This is a genomic window from Pseudomonas sp. UW4 (genome assembly GCF_000316175.1).
In the GTDB taxonomy this organism is placed as follows: domain Bacteria; phylum Pseudomonadota; class Gammaproteobacteria; order Pseudomonadales; family Pseudomonadaceae; genus Aquipseudomonas; species Aquipseudomonas laurylsulfatiphila.
This window is the reverse complement of sequence record NC_019670.1, coordinates 3,943,841-3,966,718: the sequence shown is the minus strand read 5'-3', so window position 1 is coordinate 3,966,718 and position 22,878 is coordinate 3,943,841. Positions and strand designations below refer to the sequence as shown.

At 58.0% G+C, this 22,878-nt stretch carries 28 protein-coding genes and 1 tRNA gene; 21 read left to right on the top strand and 8 right to left on the bottom strand.

Translation table 11 applies throughout. The features are described 5' to 3' along the window. Positions 1–20: 20 nt before the first annotated feature. Positions 21–773 carry a carbonic anhydrase gene (locus PPUTUW4_RS17315; protein ID WP_015095858.1) on the bottom strand — a complete coding sequence of 251 codons (753 nt, stop codon included), beginning with the start codon at positions 771–773 and terminating at the stop codon, positions 21–23. A gap of 203 nt (positions 774–976) precedes the next feature. On the opposite strand from PPUTUW4_RS17315, the gene PPUTUW4_RS17310 reads away from it, so the two are divergent. Then, entirely contained in the window at positions 977–1,432 is a 456-nt protein-coding gene (locus PPUTUW4_RS17310; protein ID WP_015095857.1) for a DUF2214 family protein, read from the top strand. Between the two features lie 164 nt (positions 1,433–1,596). Here PPUTUW4_RS17310 and csrA read toward each other — a convergent pair whose 3' ends face one another. Next, on the bottom strand, positions 1,597–1,788 hold the full coding sequence (gene csrA / locus PPUTUW4_RS17305; RefSeq protein ID WP_007975691.1) for a carbon storage regulator CsrA: 192 nt from the start codon (positions 1,786–1,788) through the stop codon (positions 1,597–1,599). 250 nt (positions 1,789–2,038) lie between these two features. Between csrA and PPUTUW4_RS17300 the strand changes: the two genes are divergently transcribed. Further along, positions 2,039–2,404 (top strand): hypothetical protein, encoded by a 366-nt coding sequence (locus tag PPUTUW4_RS17300; RefSeq protein WP_015095856.1) that lies wholly within the window; start codon positions 2,039–2,041, stop codon positions 2,402–2,404. A gap of 92 nt (positions 2,405–2,496) precedes the next feature. On the opposite strand, the gene PPUTUW4_RS17295 is transcribed toward PPUTUW4_RS17300, so the two are convergent. The 3 genes from PPUTUW4_RS17295 to PPUTUW4_RS17285 form a co-directional block, all read right to left on the bottom strand. Next, on the bottom strand, positions 2,497–3,186 hold the full coding sequence (locus PPUTUW4_RS17295; protein WP_015095855.1) for an endonuclease I family protein: 690 nt from the start codon (positions 3,184–3,186) through the stop codon (positions 2,497–2,499). Between the two features lie 4 nt (positions 3,187–3,190). Beyond that, on the bottom strand, positions 3,191–3,430 hold the full coding sequence (locus tag PPUTUW4_RS17290; RefSeq protein ID WP_015095854.1) for a DUF1654 domain-containing protein: 240 nt from the start codon (positions 3,428–3,430) through the stop codon (positions 3,191–3,193). 210 nt (positions 3,431–3,640) lie between these two features. Continuing rightward, entirely contained in the window at positions 3,641–4,729 is a 1,089-nt protein-coding gene (locus PPUTUW4_RS17285; protein WP_007975695.1) for an asparaginase, read from the bottom strand. A 352-nt stretch (positions 4,730–5,081) separates the two neighbouring features. Between PPUTUW4_RS17285 and PPUTUW4_RS17280 the strand changes: the two genes are divergently transcribed. The 8 genes from PPUTUW4_RS17280 (at position 5,082) to PPUTUW4_RS17245 (ending at position 12,796) form a co-directional block, all read left to right on the top strand. Continuing rightward, positions 5,082–5,543, top strand: coding sequence for a hypothetical protein (locus PPUTUW4_RS17280; protein WP_015095853.1), 462 nt, complete (start codon positions 5,082–5,084; stop codon positions 5,541–5,543). 193 nt (positions 5,544–5,736) lie between these two features. Then, complete coding sequence (locus PPUTUW4_RS17275) at positions 5,737–6,708, top strand: sugar ABC transporter substrate-binding protein (RefSeq protein ID WP_015095852.1); 972 nt, start codon at positions 5,737–5,739, stop codon at positions 6,706–6,708. 55 nt (positions 6,709–6,763) lie between these two features. Beyond that, positions 6,764–8,317 (top strand): sugar ABC transporter ATP-binding protein, encoded by a 1,554-nt coding sequence (locus PPUTUW4_RS17270; protein WP_015095851.1) that lies wholly within the window; start codon positions 6,764–6,766, stop codon positions 8,315–8,317. Next, on the top strand, positions 8,314–9,291 hold the full coding sequence (locus tag PPUTUW4_RS17265; RefSeq protein WP_015095850.1) for an ABC transporter permease: 978 nt from the start codon (positions 8,314–8,316) through the stop codon (positions 9,289–9,291). The genes PPUTUW4_RS17270 and PPUTUW4_RS17265 overlap by 4 nt, the downstream gene beginning before the upstream one ends. 3 nt (positions 9,292–9,294) lie before the next feature. Then, positions 9,295–10,314 carry a LacI family DNA-binding transcriptional regulator gene (locus PPUTUW4_RS17260; RefSeq protein ID WP_015095849.1) on the top strand — a complete coding sequence of 340 codons (1,020 nt, stop codon included), beginning with the start codon at positions 9,295–9,297 and terminating at the stop codon, positions 10,312–10,314. Positions 10,315–10,405: 91 nt separating this feature from the next. Continuing rightward, positions 10,406–11,323, top strand: coding sequence for a ribokinase (gene rbsK / locus PPUTUW4_RS17255; protein WP_015095848.1), 918 nt, complete (start codon positions 10,406–10,408; stop codon positions 11,321–11,323). Beyond that, on the top strand, positions 11,320–11,724 hold the full coding sequence (rbsD, locus tag PPUTUW4_RS17250; RefSeq protein ID WP_015095847.1) for a D-ribose pyranase: 405 nt from the start codon (positions 11,320–11,322) through the stop codon (positions 11,722–11,724). The genes rbsK and rbsD overlap by 4 nt, the downstream gene beginning before the upstream one ends. A gap of 43 nt (positions 11,725–11,767) precedes the next feature. Then, entirely contained in the window at positions 11,768–12,796 is a 1,029-nt protein-coding gene (locus tag PPUTUW4_RS17245) for a nucleoside hydrolase (protein ID WP_015095846.1), read from the top strand. A gap of 33 nt (positions 12,797–12,829) precedes the next feature. Here PPUTUW4_RS17245 and PPUTUW4_RS17240 read toward each other — a convergent pair whose 3' ends face one another. After that, positions 12,830–13,042, bottom strand: coding sequence for a hypothetical protein (locus tag PPUTUW4_RS17240; protein ID WP_015095845.1), 213 nt, complete (start codon positions 13,040–13,042; stop codon positions 12,830–12,832). A gap of 133 nt (positions 13,043–13,175) precedes the next feature. Here PPUTUW4_RS17240 and PPUTUW4_RS17235 point away from each other — a divergent pair, with 133 nt between their 5' ends. Together PPUTUW4_RS17235 and PPUTUW4_RS17230 are read left to right on the top strand one after the other, a co-directional pair. Beyond that, positions 13,176–13,481, top strand: coding sequence for a hypothetical protein (locus PPUTUW4_RS17235; RefSeq protein WP_007975706.1), 306 nt, complete (start codon positions 13,176–13,178; stop codon positions 13,479–13,481). Positions 13,482–13,650: 169 nt separating this feature from the next. Continuing rightward, positions 13,651–13,971 (top strand): I78 family peptidase inhibitor, encoded by a 321-nt coding sequence (locus tag PPUTUW4_RS17230; RefSeq protein ID WP_015095844.1) that lies wholly within the window; start codon positions 13,651–13,653, stop codon positions 13,969–13,971. 70 nt (positions 13,972–14,041) lie between these two features. Here the strand turns inward: PPUTUW4_RS17230 and PPUTUW4_RS17225 are convergent, their stop codons facing one another. Beyond that, complete coding sequence (locus PPUTUW4_RS17225) at positions 14,042–14,254, bottom strand: cold-shock protein (protein WP_003179963.1); 213 nt, start codon at positions 14,252–14,254, stop codon at positions 14,042–14,044. 291 nt (positions 14,255–14,545) lie between these two features. After that, complete coding sequence (locus PPUTUW4_RS17220; protein ID WP_015095842.1) at positions 14,546–14,848, bottom strand: hypothetical protein; 303 nt, start codon at positions 14,846–14,848, stop codon at positions 14,546–14,548. Between the two features lie 373 nt (positions 14,849–15,221). On the opposite strand from PPUTUW4_RS17220, the gene thrS reads away from it, so the two are divergent. The 9 genes from thrS to PPUTUW4_RS17175 all read left to right on the top strand — a co-directional run bounded on the left by thrS (position 15,222) and on the right by PPUTUW4_RS17175 (position 22,674). After that, on the top strand, positions 15,222–17,144 hold the full coding sequence (gene thrS / locus PPUTUW4_RS17215) for a threonine--tRNA ligase (RefSeq protein ID WP_007975710.1): 1,923 nt from the start codon (positions 15,222–15,224) through the stop codon (positions 17,142–17,144). Beyond that, positions 17,144–17,695 carry a translation initiation factor IF-3 gene (gene infC / locus PPUTUW4_RS17210; RefSeq protein ID WP_172435703.1) on the top strand — a complete coding sequence of 184 codons (552 nt, stop codon included), beginning with the start codon at positions 17,144–17,146 and terminating at the stop codon, positions 17,693–17,695. The genes thrS and infC overlap by 1 nt, the downstream gene beginning before the upstream one ends. Positions 17,696–17,755: 60 nt before the next feature. Next, positions 17,756–17,950: a 50S ribosomal protein L35 gene (gene rpmI / locus PPUTUW4_RS17205; RefSeq protein ID WP_002553160.1), complete on the top strand. Its 195-nt coding sequence runs from the start codon at positions 17,756–17,758 to the stop codon at positions 17,948–17,950. A gap of 28 nt (positions 17,951–17,978) precedes the next feature. Further along, positions 17,979–18,335: a 50S ribosomal protein L20 gene (gene rplT, locus PPUTUW4_RS17200; protein ID WP_007905879.1), complete on the top strand. Its 357-nt coding sequence runs from the start codon at positions 17,979–17,981 to the stop codon at positions 18,333–18,335. Positions 18,336–18,444: 109 nt separating this feature from the next. After that, a complete protein-coding gene (gene pheS, locus PPUTUW4_RS17195; protein WP_007975711.1) occupies positions 18,445–19,461 on the top strand; it encodes a phenylalanine--tRNA ligase subunit alpha in 1,017 nt (338 codons plus the stop codon). 26 nt (positions 19,462–19,487) lie between these two features. Next, entirely contained in the window at positions 19,488–21,866 is a 2,379-nt protein-coding gene (gene pheT, locus PPUTUW4_RS17190; protein WP_015095840.1) for a phenylalanine--tRNA ligase subunit beta, read from the top strand. Between the two features lie 3 nt (positions 21,867–21,869). After that, positions 21,870–22,172, top strand: a complete 303-nt coding sequence (gene ihfA, locus PPUTUW4_RS17185; RefSeq protein WP_002553164.1) for an integration host factor subunit alpha — start codon at positions 21,870–21,872, stop codon at positions 22,170–22,172. Further along, complete coding sequence (locus tag PPUTUW4_RS17180) at positions 22,153–22,509, top strand: MerR family transcriptional regulator (RefSeq protein WP_003179985.1); 357 nt, start codon at positions 22,153–22,155, stop codon at positions 22,507–22,509. The genes ihfA and PPUTUW4_RS17180 overlap by 20 nt, the downstream gene beginning before the upstream one ends. 88 nt (positions 22,510–22,597) lie before the next feature. After that, positions 22,598–22,674, top strand: a tRNA-Pro gene (locus PPUTUW4_RS17175). The last annotated feature ends 204 nt before the right edge of the window (positions 22,675–22,878 follow it).

Here is a 22,878-nt window from a genome sequence, read left to right as displayed (position 1 = left end):
TGCGGGGTGCGCGTTGTGGGTCAGGCGATCAACTCTACCTTGCCGCTCGCCAGGCGATAGACACCTCCCACGATCTTCAGCATGCCTTTGCTCTGCGCATCGGTCAGCAAGGGCGAGGCCTGTTTCAGGCTGTTGACCGAATTTTTGACGTTCTGCGCGGTGGCGTTTTCCATCAGGCTCCCGGGTTGCTTGAGCACGGCCTCGATGGCCGACTTGAGTGCGTCGGTCAGTTTCGGGATATGGCCGGGGAAAACCGTCTGGTCCTTGACAGCCTTGATGCCGGCCTCGATGGCGCCGCAGCTCTCATGGCCGAGTACCAGAATCAGCGGGGCGCCCAGCACGGCGACCCCGTATTCAAGACTGGCCAGGCCTTCCGGGGTGACAAAATTGCCTGCGACGCGGATGGAGAAAAGATCGCCGCGCGCAGTGTCAAACGCATACTCCGGGGCGATGCGCGAGTCAGAGCAGCTCAGCACGGCCACGAACGGATTTTGACCCGACACCAGGGCCTCTCGCTCAGCCTTGAAATCATGAATCTTGGATGTACCGCTTACATATCGTTCATTACCCTCCATCAGTCTTTTGAGCGCCATGTCGGGGCTGATCACGTTTTGTGGTTTGGGTGGGGCTGTCGCTTTTTCGGCTGCCTGGATGATCTTGCCGGGCAGTGTGCCGGCAAGCAGCAGGGCGCCTGCGCTCAATCCGGCAAATTGAAGAAAACGACGACGGCCTGTTTTGTTTGAAGCAGAGCTTGAATCACATGATTCACACATGATTTTGTTTACTCAGTTCAATGCGGTGAGAGTGAGTTGCCGTTGGGGCTGGGACTGCCACGGTCGCTCAATGCCAGCGCAGTGGAGTCTAGTTGGTCTGTCATATTGTGTACCGGGCCTGGTCCGCGGATGCCGTGCAAGCAGCCATTTCATGGGCTACTACTGTCAGGCTCATACAGCTTCTACCTGGCGGGAGTTTCTCGATGCTGACTCATTGGTTTCTGGCGGCGGTTCATCTTTTGGCGGTTGCGTTGGGATTCTGGGCGGTGCTGACTCGAGGCATGGCTTTTCGGCGTCTGGCCGATGGGACCGCAGAAGTGCGCAGTGTCCTGATGGCGGACAATATCTGGGGTATTTCAGCTGTCGTGTTACTGATCAGCGGGGGCATGCGAGCCTTTGGCGGGTACGAGAAAGGCACGGACTATTACCTGCATCAGCCGCTGTTTCATCTGAAGATGACGCTGTTCGTGCTGATCTTGCTGCTGGAGATTGCGCCCATGGTGACGTTGATCAAATGGCGGATAGCGCTGGGCCGCAAAGTCGCCTTCGACACTGGCCGTGCGAAGCTGTTTGCACGGATCAGTCATGTCGAGGCACTGCTGGTGCTGTTGATGGTGGTGGTGGCGACTGGTATGGCGCGCGGGGTGATGTTTGCTTGATCACGCAGCGAGCGCGTCCTTCCCCAGGATAAACAAGAAACGTCCGACAGCCAGAGCCTTGAGCTTGTCGCTAGTATCGCCCCCTGAAAGCTTCGAAGCGATGCTGAATCTTTAGCCAGCCGTGGTTGCGAACTGAACGGGCTGGCTACTGACTGCAACAGAATTCAGGATTGCGGCTTTTCCGGGGCGGTGAGGCCGGCCTGAATGCGCTGATAAATTTCTTCACGGTGCACTGCAACGTCCTTCGGGGCGTTGATGCCGATCCTGACTTGCTGGCCGCTTACGCCCAGGATGGTGATCGTAATGTCATCACCGATATTAATGCTTTCACCGACTTTGCGGGTGAGTATCAGCATGGTCTTCTCCTTGATTGCTTCGTGGGGCACCTGATTCGGACAGTGCAGAGGTCGGTGGTATGTATAGATTAGTGCGAAGTCTCACAGTTTGGGTGCCTCTTTCTGACGCGCAGATGTGGCATTAATTCCCAAGGCGTAACTATACAGAGGCCGCCACCATGATTCTCGTTGTTTTGAGCCCATTTTATGGCACTCGTGAACTATTCATGGATGTTAAAATCCCCGCTTTAAGCATTTAGAGGGAAACGCCGTGCGCAAAATGGTCTTGGTACTCGCGATATTGGCACTGGCGGGATGTGGAGAGGGCAGCAGTGTGGATGCGCCGAAGCCAAAGCCGGCCGTGGCTGCCGTACCCGCGGCAGCGTCCGGCCCGCAATGGGATCTTGAAGTGCGAGGTGAAACCCCTCAGGCGGTCAGTGATTTGAGTGGCTGGCTGATCGAGCACAGTTTCATGTCCAGCGTCGTCAAGGAAAATGGCAATACGCGAATCCTGATGGGGCCGTTCAATTCGAAAGCCGAGGCTGAAGCCAAACAGGATGAGGTCCGTGCTGTGCTCACTCGCTCGAAGAAACAGAACATCGAATTGCTGGTGCTTGAGCGTCCGGCCGCTCAATAACAGTCGGCAGCGAAGATGTTGGGCAGCAAAAACAAAAAAAGGCCTCGGGGCTTTAGCCTCGAGGCCTTTTTTGTTTCAGGTGTCGCCTGGATTCAGCCGCAGGCCTTCATGTCCACCGGGCCGACGAACTCGTTGCCGCGTCCCATGACGCACCCCACGCTCTGGTTGCGTTGCCGTTCCCAGGCCTGTACGGGATAGGTCTTGTCCCAGGCTTCGTACAGTTGTCGATCCTGTTTCGACAGGCGCAAGCCATACTGCTTGCTCATGTAGAAGTAGGTCCGGGCGATCATGCCGCGAATGGAAGGGCGGGGCATGACTTTCTTGGCCTTGAAGTCGACTTGGGTCAGGCACGAACCATACTGTCCCGACTGTTCGGGCAGCCAACCGAAACTGAAGTTGCTGCGATCGCCATTGACCTCGCCGATGCTGGGCACCAGGTTGTGCAAATCAGCTTCGGCCTTCTGGTAAACCGGATCGTAGCGGGTGCAGTTCTTGCGACCGCCTTCTTGCCAGCACTGGCGTTGATGACCGATCTGCCAGGCCGGAACGATATGCTCCCATTCGATGCGGGATGCGCGCTTGGCATTTTTACGCGGCACATAACCGCAGGCGGCAAGGTTCACCCGGTTGCCGGTGTATTTGCAGCCACAGTAAAACTCGGTGGATTGGGGAGCGTAGAGCTTCCACGCGACCTTTTTCGCTTCGCTGAAGGTGCGCGGAGCGTCGGCTTGCGCAGCCATGACAAAAAACACAAAAAACAAAGCAAACCAGCGGGCACTCATCGACTCAATCTTCCTTCGGCACAACCCAGAAAATCTGCACGCCGCCATCGTCGCGATAGGCGAGGGTGACGTTGTCGTTCTCGTCGATTTCTTCCAGCAAGCGTTCCCATTCATCCACCGGCTCGTCAGGCAGGCGGAAGATCAGTGCTGCCCTGGCCTTTTGTGCGGTGGGGGAGTTGATGATTTTCTGAACGCGCAGGCCCATGCGTACGTAGGTGTCAGAAGAGGCAGAGGTAGTGTCCACGGAATTATCCTTATTAAGCTGTACGTACATACAGTATTTAACTGTAGGCAATTTCGCAACTGCTTAAAAATCAAGAAAATCCTCTGACAGCGGTTTGTTCCATTTGGTGTAAGGCGCAGGGAGTTTTTTTGTCAGATCGAACGGCGCCAATCGCCAGGACCGGAGAATGGCGCACAGGGTGCCCGACCGGATCGGTCGGGCGAGGGCGAATCAGTATTCCCAGAACATCCGCTGCAGCTCTTTGCTGTCATTGGTCTTGGTCAGCGCGACCATCGCCAGGATCCGGGCCTTTTGCGGGTTCAGGTCGTGGGCCACGACCCAGTCGTATTTATCGTCAGGCTGTTCGGCGTTGCGCAATACGAAGCCGCCGGCGTTGACATGGGAGGAACGAATGATCTGCACGCCGTCCTTGCGCAAGGCTTGCAGGGCAGGGACTACCCGCGACGATACCGAGCCATTGCCGGTGCCGGCGTGGATGATGGCTTTGGCGCCTGATTGGGCGAGCGCCTTGTAGGCGGTGTCGCTGACATTGCCGTAGGAATAGGCGATTTCGACGTCAGGCAGGCTCTTGATGGTCTTGATGTCGAATTCGGAATCCATGGTGTGGCGCTTGGCTGGCAAACGGAACCAGTAGGATTTGCCTTCTACCACCATGCCCAGCGGACCCCAAGGGCTTTTAAACGCTTCGGTCTTGATGTTGATCATTTTGCTGACGTCGCGACCCGACTGGATTTCATCGTTCATGGTCACCAGCACGCCTTTGCCTCGCGCATCCTTGCTGCTGGCCACAGCCACCGCGTTGTATAGGTTGAGCATGCCATCGGCGGACATCGCAGTGCCTGGGCGCATGGAGCCCACGACAATGATTGGCTTGTCGGTTTTTTCCACCAGGTTCAGGAAGTACGCGGTTTCTTCCAGGGTGTCGGTGCCGTGGGTGATCACGATGCCATCGACGTCTTTGCTGTCGGCCAGTTCGGCTACGCGGCGGCCCAGTTGCAGCAGGTTTTCGTTGGTGATGCTTTCGGAAGCGATTTGCATGACCTGTTCGCCACGAACGTTAGCCACCTGGCTCAGTTCTGGAACACCGGCGATCAGTTGTTCAATGCCGACTTTCGCCGCTTGGTAGGTCGCGCTGTTGGCGGCGCTGGCACCGGCGCCGGCAATGGTGCCACCGGTGGCCAGGATTACCACGTTGGCCAGTTTCTGTTGGGTTTCGGCTTCTTTGGCCTGAAGGGCGGTCGGCAGAAGCAGCAGCAGGGCCAAGGCGCCCGGAACAAAGGTCTTGAGTGCAGATGTCATTATTTTTCTCTTCTAGTTGTGAGACGGTGCAGATGCAGGTTCATCTAGATACGCCCCGGGCGAATCTGAACGCCGGAGGTGCGAGGAAGAGAGCAGGATCTGTACCAGTAACACCTTGAATCGAAAAATACGCGTAACTTAATGATTTGTAACGGTATTGCAGTTTGTGTCCGAAGGCGGTTCCGGGGCCGGGCGTCCGGATTGCCGAACATGTTTAACTTTTGCGTTCGGCTCTCCGAAACGGATGGCGGTTCTGTTTAAGATTTAAAGGTGTCAAATCGTCGTTAACGACTAAAGAAAAGCGCGCGTCGGTCGATGCTCCTTCAAGGGATCTATTTCTGCAGGAGTTCACATGTCGTTATCTATTGGTTTTCCGAATGCCGCGGGCATCACCATCGGGGGGAAGTCTGCGGCGACCATTCGTGCCTTGGGCGATGCAACAGAGGGAGCGGCTGCCAAAGCGCTGGGTGTAAAGGAAGGCGACGGCGCCCAGGTTAAAACCGGTCCGGTAGGTCTGGGAGAAAGTGCCGGCGCACAGGCCGAATCGGAAACCAGCGATAACACCAGTGTTGCGGTGAAGGTCCTGCTCAAGCGCCTGAAGGAGTTGCAGCAGCAATTGCGTGAGCAACAGCAGCAATTGGCCCAGGCCCAGGCGGCGTCCTATCCGACCCCGGAAGCCAAGACCACCGCGGTAGCGGCCATTCAGGGGCAGGTCGCCCAAACCAACGGCGCCATCCTGCAGGTGAGCGCGAGTCTGATCAAAGAGATGACCAAGGGTTCCGGCACGGGATCGGTGATCAACACCACGGCATGAACTGAATGCCGTTTTTCGCCAATCCTCTCTGAAAGCACTTTTCAGGACGTTGACAAATACCGGCAGGATTCGCATAGTCTGGGTCACGCAAACGTTTGCGCGACCCACTGTAATGGCTTTCCATCACAGTGGGTCGTGAAGCTTACGCCGGCGCAAGCGTTGCTCACAATAATCATAAGATCGGAGTGAACCCATGAAGCTGCCATTTGCTGGACGTCTTCTCGCTGTCGCTGTGCTGGCTGCCGCATCCGCTGCACTGCCTGTCTCCTCTGCCTTCGCTGAAACCACAGAAAAACCGAAAGTCGCACTGGTCATGAAATCCCTGGCCAATGAGTTTTTCCTGACAATGGAGGACGGCGCCAAGGCCTATCAGAAAGATCACTCCGGCGAATTCGAACTGATCTCCAATGGCATCAAGGATGAAACCGACACCGCAGGCCAGACGCGTATCGTCGAGCAGATGATCCTGGCCAAGGTCAATGCGCTGGTGATTGCGCCGGCAGATTCCAAGGCCATGGTGCCGGTGATCAAGAAAGCCATCGATGCCGGTATCACCGTGATCAACATCGACAACCAGCTGGACCCCGCCGTCGTCAAAAGCAAAAACATCAGTGTTCCGTTCGTAGGCCCGGACAACCGCAAGGGTGCACGCCTGGTCGGCGATTACCTGGCCAAACAGCTGAAGGCCGGTGACGAAGTCGGCATCATCGAAGGTGTGTCCACCACCACCAATGCCCAGCAGCGCACCGCAGGTTTCAAGGATGCGATGGAGGCGGCGCAGATCAAGGTCGTGTCGCTGCAATCCGGTGACTGGGAAATCGACAAAGGCAACAAGGTGGCCGCCTCGATTCTCAGCGAATACCCGCAAACCAAGGCCCTGTTGGCCGGCAACGACAGCATGGCGGTCGGCGCGGTGTCTGCCGTGCGCGCCGCGGGCAAGGCCGGCAAGGTGCAAGTGGTCGGCTACGACAATATCAATGCCATCCAGCCGATGCTCAAGGATGGTCGGGTGCTCGCCACTGCCGACCAGTTTGCAGCCAGGCAGGCGGTGTTCGGCATCGAGACGGCATTGAAGATTCTCAAGGGCGAGAAGGTCGACAGCGGCGCCAATGGCGTGATCGAAACGCCGGTAGAGTTGGTCACCAAAGAGCCGGTCACACAGTAACCTTCTGGCGACGCAACGGCGCTCGTCCAGCCGGACGGGCGCGTGGAGAGTTTTTATGTCCGCTTGCGCTACGAACGCTGTCCTCTCGGTCAGCGGTATCGGCAAGACCTACGCCCAACCGGTTCTGGCCGGCATCGACCTGACGCTCATGCGCGGTGAAGTGCTGGCGCTGACCGGCGAGAACGGCGCAGGCAAAAGCACGCTGTCGAAAATCATTGGCGGGCTGGTCGCGCCGACCACCGGGCAGATGCAGTTTCAGGGGCAGGCCTATCGTCCGGGCAGCCGGAGCCAGGCGGAAAACCTCGGCATCCGCATGGTCATGCAGGAGCTCAATCTGCTGCCGACCCTGTCGGTGGCGGAAAACCTGTTCCTTCACAATCTGCCCAACAACGGCGGCTGGATCAGTCGCAAGCAATTGCGCAGGGCTGCCATCGAGGCCATGGCTCAGGTCGGGCTCGACGCCATTGACCCGGATACCCTGGTCGGCGAACTGGGCATCGGTCATCAGCAAATGGTAGAGATCGCCCGCAACCTGATCGGCGATTGTCATGTGCTGATTCTCGATGAGCCCACCGCGATGCTCACGGCACGCGAAGTTGAAATGCTGTTCGAGCAGATCACCCGCCTGCAGGCTCGCGGCGTATCGATCATCTATATCTCCCATCGCCTCGAAGAGCTGGCGCGGGTTGCGCAACGCATTGCCGTGCTGCGCGACGGCAATCTGGTCTGTGTCGCGCCGATGGCCAACTACAACAGCGAGCAACTGGTCACCCTGATGGTCGGTCGCGAACTCGGCGAACACATCGATATGGGGGCGCGCAAGATCGGTGCTCCGGTGTTGACGGTCAAGGGGCTGACCCGATCCGACAAGGTTCGCGATGTGTCGTTCGAAGTGCGTGCCGGAGAGATTTTCGGCATTTCCGGTTTGATCGGCGCGGGGCGCACCGAGTTGTTGCGCCTGATTTTCGGTGCCGATATCGCCGACAGCGGCACGATTGCCCTCGGCTCGCCGGCGCAGGTCATCACTGTGCGTTCGCCTGTGGATGCGGTCGGACATGGCATCGCGCTGATCACCGAAGATCGCAAGGGCGAAGGCCTTTTGTTGACGCAGTCGATCGGTGCCAATATCGCCTTGGGCAACATGCCCGCCATCTCCAGTGCCGGTTTTGTCGACAACGATGGCGAAAACGCCCTGGCCCAGCGGCAGATCGACGCCATGCGCATTCGCAGTTCCGGTCCGGCACAGTTGGTGTCCGAGCTGTCCGGCGGTAACCAGCAGAAAGTCGTCATCGGTCGCTGGCTGGAGCGCGATTGCTCGGTGCTGCTGTTCGACGAGCCGACCCGGGGCATCGACGTCGGCGCCAAGTTCGATATCTACAACCTGCTCGGTGAATTGACCCGCAAGGGCAAGGCGCTGGTGGTGGTTTCCAGCGACTTGCGCGAGCTGATGCTGATCTGCGACCGGATCGGTGTGCTGTCGGTAGGAAGCCTGATCGATACGTTCGATCGCGACAGCTGGACCCAGGATGAGTTGCTCGCCGCTGCTTTTGCCGGCTACCAAAAACGTGATGCGCAGCGCTTCGAAGCCGCGCCTAGGGATCTTCCATGAAAACCGCTTCTTTCGCCGGCACACGCAGTGGCAACTTCTATGGGCTGGGCACCTATCTGGGCCTGGCGGGTGCCTTGTTGGCGATGATCGTGCTGTTCTCGGTGCTGAGCAGTCACTTCCTGTCCTACGATACGTTCAGCACCCTGGCCAACCAGATTCCGGACCTGATGGTGCTGGCAGTCGGCATGACCTTTGTGTTGATCATTGGTGGCATCGACCTGTCGGTAGGTTCGGTGCTGGCACTGGCAGCCTCGACCGTCAGCGTGGCGATACTTGGCTGGGGCTGGAGCGTGCTGCCCGCAGCGTTGCTCGGCATGGCCGTCGCGGCGTTCGCAGGCACCATCACCGGTTCGATCACGGTGGCGTGGCGGATACCGTCGTTCATCGTCTCCCTGGGCGTGCTGGAAATGGCGCGCGGAGTGGCGTACCAGATGACCGGTTCGCGTACGGCCTACATCGGCGATGCGTTTGCCTGGTTGTCCAATCCGATCGCCTTCGGCATTTCACCCTCGTTCATCATTGCGTTGCTGATCATATTCATCGCCCAGGCCGTGTTGACCCGCACAGTGTTCGGTCGCTACCTGATCGGTATCGGCACCAACGAAGAGGCCGTGCGGCTGGCGGGGATCAATCCGAAGCCCTACAAAATCCTGGTGTTCAGCCTGATGGGACTGCTGGCCGGCATTGCCGCGCTGTTCCAGATTTCTCGCCTGGAAGCCGCCGACCCGAATGCCGGATCCGGTCTTGAGTTGCAGGTGATTGCCGCCGTGGTGATCGGCGGGACCAGTCTGATGGGCGGGCGCGGCTCGGTGATCAGCACGTTTTTTGGCGTTCTGATCATTTCCGTGCTGGCTGCGGGGCTGGCGCAGATCGGGGCAACCGAACCGACCAAACGCATCATTACCGGCGCCGTGATCGTGGTGGCGGTGGTGCTGGACACTTATCGCAGTCAACGCGCAAGCCGGCGGACCTGAGTCATGGCGACTATCAAAGATGTGGCAGCCCTTGCCGGCATTTCCTACACCACGGTTTCCCATGTGGTGAACAAGACCCGCCCGGTCAGTGAGGAAGTCCGGATCAAGGTCGAGGCGGCGATCAAGACCCTCGACTACGTCCCCAGCGCCGTGGCCCGTTCACTCAAGGCCAAGACCACGGCGACCATCGGCCTGTTGGTTCCCAACAGTCTCAATCCGTACTTCGCCGAGCTGGCCCGGGGGATTGAGGATTACTGCGAGCGAAACGGTTACTGCGTGATCCTGTGCAACTCCGACGACAATCCGGACAAGCAGCGCAGCTACCTGCGTGTGTTGCTGGAAAAGCGCATCGACGGCCTGATCGTCGCCTCGGCCGGCGGCGACAGTGGCCTGGTACAAGGTCTGAAAGGCGTACGCACTCCCATGGTGATCGTCGACCGCGGACTGGACGGTGTCGATGCCGACCTGGTGCGCATCGACCATGAATACGGCGCGTACCTGGCCACCCGACACCTGTTGGAGTTGGGTCACCGGGATATCGCTACGATCAGCGGGCCGGAAAACACCAGCGTGGCGCAGATGCGTCTGGCGGGTTATCGCAGGGCCTTGAAAGAGGCGGGCGTCGAAGTCTCTCCCGAGCGCATGCTGGCAAGCGATTTCACCAGCACCGGCGGTTACAGCGCTGCCGCGATTTTGCTGGAAAGCCATCCGCCTACCGCCATTTTTGCCGCCAACGACATGATCGGCATCGGTGTGCTGCGGGCCGCCGCCGAGCGCAATATTCGCGTACCGAGCGAGTTGTCGGTGATCGGCTTCGACGATATCCAGATGAGTCGGTATGTCTACCCGTCGTTGACTACGGTGGGGCAATCGATCCTGCAGCTCGGTGAAATGGCTGCCGAAGTGCTTTTACGGCGAATCGCCACGCCGGGCCTGGCGACCGATCAGCGGATCGTGACGCCGAGTATTGTCATCCGTGAATCGACGGCGCCGCTGGCCGGCGTGTTTGACCACTTCCGTTGAAACAGAAAGCCGTTGAAAACAGAGAGCCGTTCAAAACAGAAAGCCGCTGAACCGACAGCGTCGCCGAAACAGAATCGATGAGTAGCAACGTATGCCAGCAAAAGTAGTGGTAATAGGCAGTTTGAACATGGACCTGGTGACCCGGGCGCCGCGTTTGCCCAAGGGCGGTGAAACGCTGATTGGTCATTCGTTTGCCACCGTCTCCGGCGGCAAGGGCGCCAATCAGGCTGTGGCTGCGGCACGGCTCGGAGCCCAGGTGTCGATGATCGGTTGTGTGGGCAATGACGCCTATGGTGAGGCGTTGCGCGGGGCGCTGTTGGCCGAGCAGATCGATTGCCAGGCGGTGAGCACCATTGACGGTTCCAGCGGCGTGGCATTGATTGTGGTCGACGACAGCAGTCAGAACACCATCGTGATCGTCCCTGGTGCCAACGGTGCATTGACCGCTGAAGCCATTGACCGTTTTGATTCGGTGATACAAGCGGCGGACGTACTCATCTGCCAGCTGGAAGTGCCCGATGCCTCCGTTGGTCATGCACTCAAGCGGGGGCGCGAGCTGGGCAAGACGGTCATCCTCAACCCGGCGCCGGCCAGCCGTCCGTTGCCATCGCACTGGTACGGGTCTATCGATTACCTGATTCCCAACGAGAGCGAGGCGTCGGCCTTGAGCGGTCTGTCGGTGGACTCCCTGGAGACCGCGCAAGCCGCGGCGACCCGGCTGATTGCCCTGGGTGCTGGCAAGGTGATCATCACCCTCGGTGCGCAAGGTTCGCTGTTTGCCGATGGCCAGCGATTCGAGCATTTCCCCGCGCCCGTCGTAAAGGCTGTCGACACCACGGCGGCGGGCGATACGTTCGTCGGTGGTTTCGCTGCGGCGTTGGCTGCGGGTCAGGATGAAGTGCAGGCGATCCGCTTCGGGCAGGTGGCTGCGGCGCTGTCGGTCACCCGTGCCGGCGCGCAACCTTCGATTCCCGCCTTGAGCGATGTGCAGGCGTTTAAAACTCCATGAAAAAGACACCCTTGCTCAACATCGCCTTGTCGCGGCTGATCGCCTCATTGGGGCATGGCGACATGGTCGTCATCGGGGACGCCGGTTTGCCGGTTCCACCGGGCGTTGAATTGATCGACCTGGCCTTGACCCAGGGCATTCCGGATTTTGTCAGCACCTTGAAGGTGGTGCTCAGTGAGATGCAGGTGGAAAGCCATGTGCTGGCTCAGGAGATTTTCGATAAGAAGCCGTCGGCCCTGATTGCCCTGGATGAACTGAACGGCGAAGGCGCACTGGGGCGCCGTGAGGTGCTCAGCCATGAACAATTCAAGGTCCTGAGCCGACAGGCAAGGGCGATTGTTCGTACAGGCGAGTGCCAGCCGTACTGCAACATCGTGCTGTTCGCCGGGGTTACGTTTTGACGGACTGCCCGCATTTTGATTTCCCATGCACAAGGAGTGCGCCATGTATCGCTATGCCCAGAAACTGCACCAACTGCTCCGGAGTCTGCTGCTTTTGTCCCTGATTACCGCAACGAACGCCCAGGCGGCACAAAAAATCGACTTGATCATTGACACCGATCCGGGGGCTGACGATGTCGTTGCCTTGTTGTTCGCCCTGGCGTCGCCGGACGAGCTGAATGTCCGGGCGCTGACCACGGTTGCGGGCAACGTTCGCCTCGACAAGACCTCGCGTAATGCGCGACTGGCCCGGGAGTGGGCGGGGCGTGAAGAAGTGCCGGTCTATGCGGGCGCGCCGAAACCCCTGATGCGCACACCCATCTATGCCGAGAACATTCATGGCATGGAAGGACTCTCGGGCATTGCCGTGCATGAGCCCAAACAAGGCCTGGCCAAGGGCAGTGCCATCACTTATCTGATCGATACCCTGAAGTCTGCCGAGCCCCACAGCATCACCATCGCCATGCTTGGCCCGCAGACCAACCTGGCCCTGGCGCTGATCCAGGAGCCAGGTATCGTCCAGGGCATCAAGGAAGTGGTGGTCATGGGCGGTGCGCACTTCAACGGCGGCAACATCACGCCGGTGGCCGAATTCAACCTGTTCGCCGATCCGCAAGCCGCCGAAGTGGTGCTCAAGAGTGGCGTGAAGCTGACCTACCTGCCGCTGGATGTGACCCACAAGATCCTGACCAGCGAAGCGCGTCTGCAACAGATTGCGGCGCTGAACAACAACGCCAGCCGTTTGGTGGGCGACATTCTCAATGAATACATCAAAGGCGATATCGAACACTACGGCATTTCGGGTGGCCCGGTGCATGACGCCACGGTGGTCGCTTACCTGCTCAAGCCGCAATTGTTCAGCGGTCGCCCGGTCAATGTGGTGGTCGACAGCCGCGAGGGGCCGACTTTCGGGCAAACGATCGTCGACTGGTATGACGGCTTGAAAGCGCCAAAGAATGCGTTCTGGGTTGAAAGCGGCGATGCCCAGGGCTTCTTCGATCTGCTGACCGAACGTCTGGCCCGTCTGAAATAAGCTGCATGCCTCGCAGGTGCCTGCCTGCGGGGTTCACTCCCGCCCGCTGGCAGTGTCGGCCTTCTGGTCCGACAGGTGCTTCTCGAAAATCTGCTCGATGAACGATTGGGCGGCTTCGGTTCCAAGGTCCCTGACCAGCAGGTCGATACCGATAATGGCAAGCTCTTCCGTGCTGCTTGGACTGTAGGAGCTGTGGCCGTCCTGCCACTTTGCCTTGATGTCAGCGTCGATACTTACGGTGGTCATGATGGCACTCGTGAAGTCGGGGGAAGTCTGAGTGCCGAGTTAACCATTTTGCGGGGCTTTTGACACGTCGACTTAGGCATGAAAGAAGGGCTATGCGACACTTGGTCTCTGTCGAATTTTCAAGGAGCACGCTGTGCAGATCGATTTGAACTCCCCGGATGGCCTGACCCTCGAGGCCGTGCGTCAGTTGCTGGCCGGCGCCAGTGACGATGAGCACACCCAGTTGCGGGTCACCAAGGGAGGCATTGCCTACATCTCCTCGGGTGTCGTGGGCGGTACCGATATCGACGGGTTGTTGTTCCGGCTCGAAACCTGGGCCAAGGGCTCCGGATATGTCGGACGGGTCGCGGCCAGCGATGAAGTCTGGGTCATGCAGATCTTCAATGCCTTGAAAGAGAACTGGCCCAATCCGCCTTACGACTACATCGACGTCTATTGAGCGTTGTTCATATTCAGTCACGATTCAGTGATTAAGGGGAGGGCGGCGCTCAGGCAGAATCTCGGCTCGTCCGGATTGCGGGCGGGGTGCCGGCACTGCCTGCCTGTGAAACCAAACGCCAGTCTGGTTGTCGCACGATCTCAGCTTAATCATTGAATAAGGAGGCTTCATGCCTTGGAAGCTCGCGTCATTGGGTACTTTGCTGGCCGTTGCCACACTGGCCGGTTGCAGCACTGCCTCTACGGAGTCGGCAACCGCGGATGTTGCGACGACTGACACGGGTCACAGCCGCTGTGAGGCGAAGGCTGCCGAGTTCACCATTGGCAAACAGGCATCGCCGCAGCTGCTTGAGCAGGCACGTACCCGCGCAGGGGCGCAAAGCGCGCGGTTTCTGCTGCCAACCGATATGGTGACGCTGGAGTACCGTTCCGATCGCCTGAACCTGAACACCGATGCCAGCAGGGTGGTCACCCGGGTCAACTGCGGCTGATCCCCAGGCTTTTGTTTCACCCATAAAAAACCCCGTCACATGGACGGGGTTTTTTTAGTGCGCCTGGAAATTACTCTGGGCGAACTTGAGCAGCTTGCATACCCTTTTGGCCTTTCTCAGCCACGAAGGAAACAGTCTGGCCTTCTTTCAGGCTTTTGAAACCGTCGCTTTCGATAGCTTTGAAGTGTACGAACAGGTCGTCACCGCCACCTTGAGGAGTGATGAAGCCGAAGCCTTTTTCATCGTTGAACCATTTAACGGTGCCGGTTTGGCGATTAGACATGGTGTATCTCCAAGAAACATATATTTTCAGTAGTACTGTGCTGCTCAGGCCAACTGGGCACACCCGAGTATCATAGTCGAAATGTTCGGTTTGGGACCCCCCCGGGTGAGCTGTTTGCCGATCAGTCGTGGTTTCTTTATGCCTTGAAATGGCTGGAAGCCCCGTTTTATAAGGCTTCTAGCCGAAAGTGAAGGCGATAAAAAAAGCTGTAAAACCTGCATAAATTGTACGGAATGGCCTATTTCGGGGGATTTTTGCCAGTAAAACAGGGTTGAAAACGCCGATCTGTGCTTATTTTTTGGCTTTGTTCCCAGCCTTGCAGGCTGCAATTTGGTCAAAGGCTTTCTGTTTCATGGCGTCACTGGCTTTGTTATCCATCAATGCCTGGATGTCGCTGGCCGGGAACGACTTGATTGCATCCGCACCACAAGCGCAGTGGGCTTTGGCCGCGGCTTCACCGATTTTTTGCGCGGCCGCAGGCACGCACTGAGACATGTACTTCTCGCGTTCACCTTTTGGCCATTCGGCGTGGGCGGCCAGCGGCAGCAGCAGAACGATTGGTGCGACTACAGCGAATAAACGATTCAGACGCATGCCAGGATGCTCCTTTGAGGTCAATGTCTATTATCTGAGCGCTAACGCGCGGCTCAAGTTCATCACTCTGGCATAAAAACGGCTGATTTGCCGCGTTGGAAAGCCTCTGCGCAGCTACCACCGTTCATCTGTGCTAGCATGCCCCGCTCGGGCGTTTGCAGGCTCCGGCGGACCTTCAGTCCCGGTGGCGGCAGATGCGCGATTAACCCTGATTTGAACCCCAGTCACTCTGGTTCGGTTTTCCGGTTGGCCGCAAGGCTCCTGCCGCTGTAAGGCAGGCGTTCGTCATTGAATGGCCTGGACCGGATCTTGTACTGGCTCATCCCAACCCACGTGACCTTTGGTAGGGGTCACCACTAGGAGAGGAGGCGCCATGCCAACTATTACTCTTCCCGACGGCAGTCAACGTTCATTCGATCACCCGGTTTCCGTAGCCGAGGTCGCCGCATCCATCGGTGCTGGCCTGGCCAAGGCCACCGTTGCGGGCAAGGTCGATGGCAAGCTGGTCGACGCCAGCGACATCATCGACAGCGACGCGTCGCTGCAAATCATCACGCCAAAGGATGAAGAGGGGCTGGAGATCATTCGCCACTCTTGCGCCCACCTGGTTGGCCATGCGGTCAAGCAGTTGTACCCGACCGCCAAAATGGTCATCGGTCCGGTCATCGACGAAGGTTTCTATTACGACATCGCCTTCGAGCGTCCTTTCACTCCGGACGACCTGGCGGCCATCGAACAGCGCATGCAGCAGCTGATCGAGAAAGATTACGACGTGATCAAGAAAGTCACTCCGCGCGCCGAAGTGATCGAAGTGTTCAAGGCCCGTGGCGAAGACTACAAGTTGCGCCTGGTCGAGGACATGCCGAACGAACAGGCCATGGGCCTGTACTATCACGAAGAATACGTCGACATGTGCCGCGGTCCGCACGTGCCGAACACGCGCTTCCTGAAATCCTTCAAGCTGACCAAGCTGTCCGGCGCCTACTGGCGTGGCGATGCCAAGAACGAGCAATTGCAGCGCGTCTACGGCACCGCATGGGCGGACAAGAAGCAGCTGGCGGCTTACATCCAGCGCATCGAAGAGGCCGAAAAACGCGACCACCGCAAGATCGGCAAGCGCCTGGGCCTGTTCCACACCCAGGAAGAGTCGCCGGGCATGGTGTTCTGGCACCCGAACGGCTGGACTTTGTACCAGGTGCTCGAGCAATACATGCGCAAGGTTCAGCGCGACAACGGCTATCTCGAAATCAAGACGCCGCAAGTGGTTGACCGAAGCCTGTGGGAGAAATCCGGGCACTGGGCCAACTACGCCGACAACATGTTCACCACCCAGTCGGAAAACCGCGACTACGCGATCAAGCCAATGAATTGCCCTTGCCACGTGCAGGTGTTCAACCAGGGCCTGAAGAGCTACCGCGAGCTGCCGATGCGCCTGGCCGAGTTCGGTGCATGCCACCGTAACGAGCCATCGGGTGCCTTGCACGGCATCATGCGTGTGCGCGCATTCACCCAGGACGACGCCCACATCTTCTGCACCGAAGAGCAGATGCAGGCCGAGTCCGCCGCGTTCATCAAGCTGACCATGGACGTCTACGCCGATTTCGGCTTTAAAGATGTCGAGATGAAACTGTCCACTCGTCCGGAAAAACGCGTCGGTTCCGACGAACTTTGGGATCGCGCCGAAGCGGCACTGGCCGCAGCCCTTGACAGCGCGGGCCTGCCGTACGATCTGCAGCCGGGCGAAGGTGCGTTCTACGGTCCGAAGATCGAGTTCTCGCTGAAAGATTGCCTCGGTCGCGTCTGGCAATGTGGTACCCTGCAGCTCGATTTTAACCTGCCTGTGCGTCTGGGAGCCGAATACGTCTCAGAAGACAACAGTCGCAAGCACCCGGTGATGTTGCACCGGGCGATCCTGGGGTCCTTTGAGCGGTTCGTCGGAATCCTGATCGAGCACTACGAGGGTGCGTTCCCTGCGTGGCTGGCTCCGACCCAGGCAGTGGTGATGAATATCACTGATAAACAGGCTGATTTTGCCGCCGAAGTGGAAAAAACTCTCAACGAAAGCGGGTTTCGTGCCAAGTCTGACTTGAGAAATGAAAAGATCGGCTTTAAAATCCGCGAGCATACTTTGCTCAAGGTTCCTTATCTCTTGGTTATCGGAGATCGGGAAGTCGAGATGCAGACTGTCGCTGTGCGTACTCGTGAAGGTGCTGACCTGGGCTCGATGCCCGTCGCCCAGTTCGCTGAGTTCCTCGCCCAAGCGGTTTCCCGGCGTGGTCGCCAAGATTCGGAGTAATTATTATTAAGCGTGAAATGAGACAAGATAAACGAACTGCACCGAAAGCCCCGATCAACGAGAATATCTCGGCACGCGAGGTTCGGTTAATTGGGGCTGAAGGTGAACAGCTCGGGATTGTGTCAATCGAAGACGCGCTTCTTAAGGCTGAAGAGGCCAAGCTGGATCTGGTGGAAATTTCCGCCGATGCAGTACCACCTGTTTGCAAACTGATGGACTACGGCAAATCGATCTTCGAAAAGAAGAAGCAGATTGCTGCGGCCAAGAAAAACCAGAAGCAGATTCAGGTTAAAGAAATCAAGTTTCGTCCAGGGACGGAGGAAGGGGATTACCAGGTAAAACTGCGCAACCTGGTACGTTTCCTGAGTGACGGGGACAGGGCCAAGGTATCCTTGCGATTCCGCGGCCGTGAGATGGCCCACCAGGAGCTGGGGATGGAACTCCTCAAGCGAGTTGAAGGTGACTTGCTCGAGTACGGTTCGGTCGAACAGCATCCTAAGATGGAAGGACGCCAGCTGATCATGGTCATCGCCCCGAAAAAGAAGAAGTAATCAACAGGGCACGGCAGGCCTTCTGATTATGTTTATCAACTGAATGCGGAGTATCCGAACATGCCAAAAATGAAGACCAAAAGTGGTGCTGCTAAGCGGTTTCTGAAAACTGCTAACGGTATCAAGCACAAGCACGCTTTCAAGAGCCACATCCTGACCAAAATGTCGACCAAGCGTAAGCGTCAACTGCGCGGTAGCAGCTTGCTGCATCCGTCTGACGTGGCAAAAGTCGAGCGCATGCTGCGCCTTCGTTAATTTTAGTCAAGAATAGAGGAAGTAACTCATGGCTCGTGTAAAGCGTGGCGTCATTGCCCGTAAGCGTCACAAAAAAATTCTGAAACTTGCTAAAGGCTACTACGGCGCACGCTCCCGCGTATTCCGTGTTGCCAAGCAAGCGGTAATCAAGGCAGGCCAATACGCCTACCGTGACCGTCGTCAGAAAAAACGTCAGTTCCGCGCTCTGTGGATCGCTCGTATCAACGCTGGTGCTCGTATCAACGGTCTGTCCTACAGCCGTTTCATCGCCGGCCTGAAAAAAGCGTCCATCGAGATCGACCGTAAGGTTCTGGCTGATCTGGCAGTGAACGAAAAAGCGGCGTTTGCTGCGATTGTCGAGAAAGCTAAAGCCACCTTGGCTTAAGTACCCCCGACAGTCACCCGGCCTCGCATCTGTGGGGCCAGGTGTTAAACGTCATAAATAGGGGAAGAGCCTTCAAGCTCTTCCCCTATTTTGTATCTGGAGTCTGTACATGGAAAACCTGGATGCGCTCGTCTCTCAAGCACTAGAGGCTGTGCAAAGCGCTGAAGATATCAATGCCCTGGAGCAAATCCGGGTTCACTACCTTGGCAAGAAGGGTGAATTGACTCAGGTGATGAAGACCCTGGGGAATTTGCCGGCAGAAGAGCGTCCGCAGGTCGGTGCGCTGATCAACGTTGCCAAGGAGCGTGTCACAGAGGTCCTTAATGCGCGCAAGGCATTGTTTGAAGAAGCCGATCTGGCTGCCAAACTCTCCGCCGAGTCCATTGACGTGACCCTGCCTGGCCGCGGTCAGACCTCCGGTGGTCTGCATCCGGTTACCCGCACTCTGGAACGCGTCGAACAGTTCTTCACCCGTATCGGCTACGGCATCGCCGAAGGCCCTGAGGTCGAAGACGACTATCACAACTTCGAAGCGCTCAACATCCCAGGCCATCACCCGGCCCGGTCGATGCATGACACCTTCTATTTCAATGCGAACATGCTGTTGCGCACCCATACCTCACCGGTACAGGTCCGCACCATGGAGTCGAAACAGCCGCCGATCCGCATCGTCTGCCCAGGCCGCGTATACCGCAGCGACTCCGATATCACCCACTCGCCGATGTTCCACCAGGTCGAAGGCCTGCTGATCGATCGCGACATCAATTTCGCCGACCTCAAAGGCACCATCGAAGAATTCCTGCGGGTGTTCTTCGAAAAAGAGCTGGCGGTGCGTTTCCGTCCTTCTTACTTCCCGTTCACCGAGCCATCCGCTGAAGTCGACATGGAATGCGTGATGTGCAGCGGTAAAGGCTGCCGCGTCTGCAAGCAGACCGGCTGGCTGGAAGTGATGGGTTGCGGCATGGTTCACCCGAACGTGCTGCGCATGTCCGGTATCGACCCGGAAGAGTTCTCGGGCTTTGCCTTCGGCATGGGCGTTGAGCGTCTGGCCATGCTGCGTTACGGCGTGAACGACTTGCGTCTGTTCTTCGACAACGACTTGCGGTTCCTCGCGCAATTTCGCTAGTCGTAACGAATTCTTAGGAGAGCAGGATGAAATTCAGTGAACAATGGCTGCGTGGCTGGGTTAGCCCGCAGGTAAGTCGCGACGAGCTGGTTGCTCGTCTGTCGATGGCCGGTCTTGAGGTCGATAGCGTTACGCCGGCCGCCGGTGTTTTCAGTGGCGTGGTGGTTGGCGAGGTGCTGAGCACCGAGCAGCACCCGGACGCTGACAAGCTGCGCGTATGCCAGGTCAGCAACGGCTCGGAAACCTTCCAGGTGGTTTGCGGTGCGCCCAACGTGCGCCCGGGCCTGAAGATTCCTTTCGCCATGATCGGCGCCGAGTTGCCAGGTGACTTCAAGATCAAGAAGGCCAAGCTGCGTGGCGTTGAATCCAACGGCATGCTGTGCTCGCAATCCGAGCTGCAGGTCGGTGAAGGTAACGACGGCCTGATGGAACTGCCGGCCGATGCGCCGGTGGGCGAAGATTTCCGCGTTTACCTGGATCTGGAAGACGTCAGCATCGAGGTCGACCTGACCCCGAACCGTGGTGACTGCCTGTCCCTGGCCGGTCTGGCTCGTGAAGTGGGTGCTTTGTACGCGGCTCCAGTGGTGCGTCCGGTAGTGGCTTCGGTTCCTGCCGCCCACGACGAAGTGCGTTCGGTAGAAGTGCTGGCGCCGGCCGCGTGCCCGCGCTACCTGGGTCGTGTGATCCGTAACGTCGACCTGTCCAGGCCTACGCCGCTGTGGATGGTAGAGCGCCTGCGTCGCGCGGATGTGCGCAGCATCGATGCTGCCGTCGACATCACCAACTACGTGATGCTGGAGCTGGGTCAGCCACTGCATGCCTTCGATCTCGCCGAAATCAACGGTGGCATCCGTGTACGCATGGCCGAAGACGGTGAGAAGCTGGTGCTGCTCGACGGTCAGGAAGTCAGCCTGCGTAGCGATACGCTGGTGATTGCCGACCACTCCCGCGCACTGGCAATCGCCGGCGTCATGGGTGGCGAGCACAGCGGTGTGTCCGCGACCACGCGTGATGTGTTCCTGGAAAGCGCCTTCTTCGACCAGATCGCCGTGGCAGGCAAGGCCCGTTCCTATGGCCTGCACACCGATGCATCCCATCGCTATGAGCGTGGCGTGGACTGGCAACTGGCCCGCGAGGCCATGGAGCGCGCGACTGGCCTGCTGCTGGAAATCACCGGCGGTGAAGCGGGTCCGATCATCGAGACCGTCAGTGAACAGCACCTGCCGAAAATTGCTCCGGTCACCCTGCGTGCCCAGCGCATTACCCAGATGCTGGGTATGGAAATGGATTCGGCTGAAGTGGAGCGCCTGCTCAATGCCTTGGGCCTGGCCATTACTGCCGACGGGGCAGGGCAGTGGCGTGTAGAAGTGCCAAGCCATCGCTTCGATATCAGTCTGGAAGTCGACCTGATCGAAGAGCTGGCACGCCTGTATGGCTACAACCGTCTGCCGGTTCGTTATCCGCAAGCGCGTCTGGCGCCGCAAGCCAAGGCCGAAGCCCGTAGCGACCTGCCTGAACTGCGCCGCCTGCTGGTTGCCCGTGGATATCAGGAAGCGATTACCTACAGCTTCATCGATCCGAAACAGTTCGAACTGTTTAATCCGGGTGTTGAGCCGTTGCTGCTCGCCAATCCGATCTCCAATGACATGGCCGCCATGCGTTCGTCCTTGTGGCCGGGTCTGGTCAAGGCGCTTCAGCACAACCTGAACCGCCAGCAGGATCGCGTACGTCTGTTCGAAAGCGGCCTGCGTTTTGTCGGTCAGCTCGAAGGCCTGAAGCAAGAGCCGATGCTGGCGGGTGTGGTTTGCGGCAGTCGCTTGCCGGAAGGCTGGGCGCAGGGTCGCGATACCGTCGACTTCTTTGACGTCAAGGCTGACGTGGAAGCGGTGCTGGGCTTCGCCGGTGCCCTGGATGCGTTCACTTTCGTGCCAGGCAAGCACCCGGCATTGCACCCGGGTCAAACCGCACGCATCGAACGCGATGGTCGTCTGGTCGGCTTCATTGGCGCGATCCACCCCGAATTGTCGAAAACCCTCGGTCTCGACCGTCCGGTCTTCGTCTTCGAATTGGTTCTGGCGGAAGTCGCGTCGGGCAAAATGCCTAAATTCCACGAGTTATCGCGCTTTCCTGAAGTGCGTCGTGACCTTGCACTGATTGCGCACAAAGATATTGCAGCCACGGCTGTACTGGACGTAATCCGTGAAAATGCAGGCGAATGGCTAACAGACCTCAGGCTATTTGACGTGTATCAGGGTAAAGGCATTGATCCTGATAGAAAAAGCCTCGCAGTCGGCTTGACCTGGCAGCATCCATCGCGCACTCTTAATGACGATGAGGTGAATACCGCAACGCAAAACATCCTCACCTCGCTCGAACAAAGGTTGAACGCCACGTTAAGGAAGTGACGTATGGGGGCTCTGACGAAAGCTGAGATGGCGGAACGTCTGTATGAAGAGCTGGGCCTGAATAAACGGGAGGCCAAGGAATTGGTCGAACTGTTTTTTGAAGAAATCAGGCACGCTCTCGAAGACAACGAACAAGTCAAATTGTCCGGTTTCGGCAATTTCGACCTTCGGGACAAACGCCAGCGGCCTGGCCGCAATCCGAAAACGGGGGAAGAAATCCCGATCACGGCTCGCCGTGTGGTCACCTTTCGTCCAGGGCAGAAGTTGAAGGCCCGAGTTGAGGCTTATGCTGGAACCAAGTCATAACGACGAGCTCCCCGTCATCCCGGGCAAACGCTACTTCACCATTGGTGAAGTCAGCGAGCTGTGTGCGGTAAAACCACACGTGCTGCGCTACTGGGAACAGGAGTTTCCTCAGCTCAACCCGGTCAAGCGCCGCGGAAACCGCCGGTATTATCAGCGCCAGGACGTGCTGATGATCCGGCAGATCCGCGCGCTTCTTTATGACCAGGGGTTCACCATCGGCGGAGCGCGCCTGCGCTTGTCCGGCGATGAAGCCAAAGACGACACCACCCAATACAAGCAAATGATCCGCCAGATGATCGCCGAGCTCGAAGATGTTCTGGTGGTACTCAAGAAGTAAATTCTCGCTTTAAATACTTCCAGTTTTCAAAAGCTTGCGATATATTCTTGAGCGTTCCTCGAGGTGAGGGATGAGTAACACGCCTAGTCGGGGCGTAGCGCAGTCCGGTAGCGCACTAGCATGGGGTGCTAGGGGTCGAGTGTTCGAATCACTCCGTCCCGACCATATAATTCAAGGGGTTACGAGATTCTATCTCGTGACCCCTTTTTATTTATAGAGTTTTTTACCCCTACAAAATGACTGGCTCTCGGTGGAACCCACACCTCTTTAGGAGGAGATGGGTCTTTAGGCCGAGTATTATCTTGACGAAAGACGGTAATCGACCTCATGCCACTCTAATTCGGTCCCGCCGTGGATCGACGCGTGGTA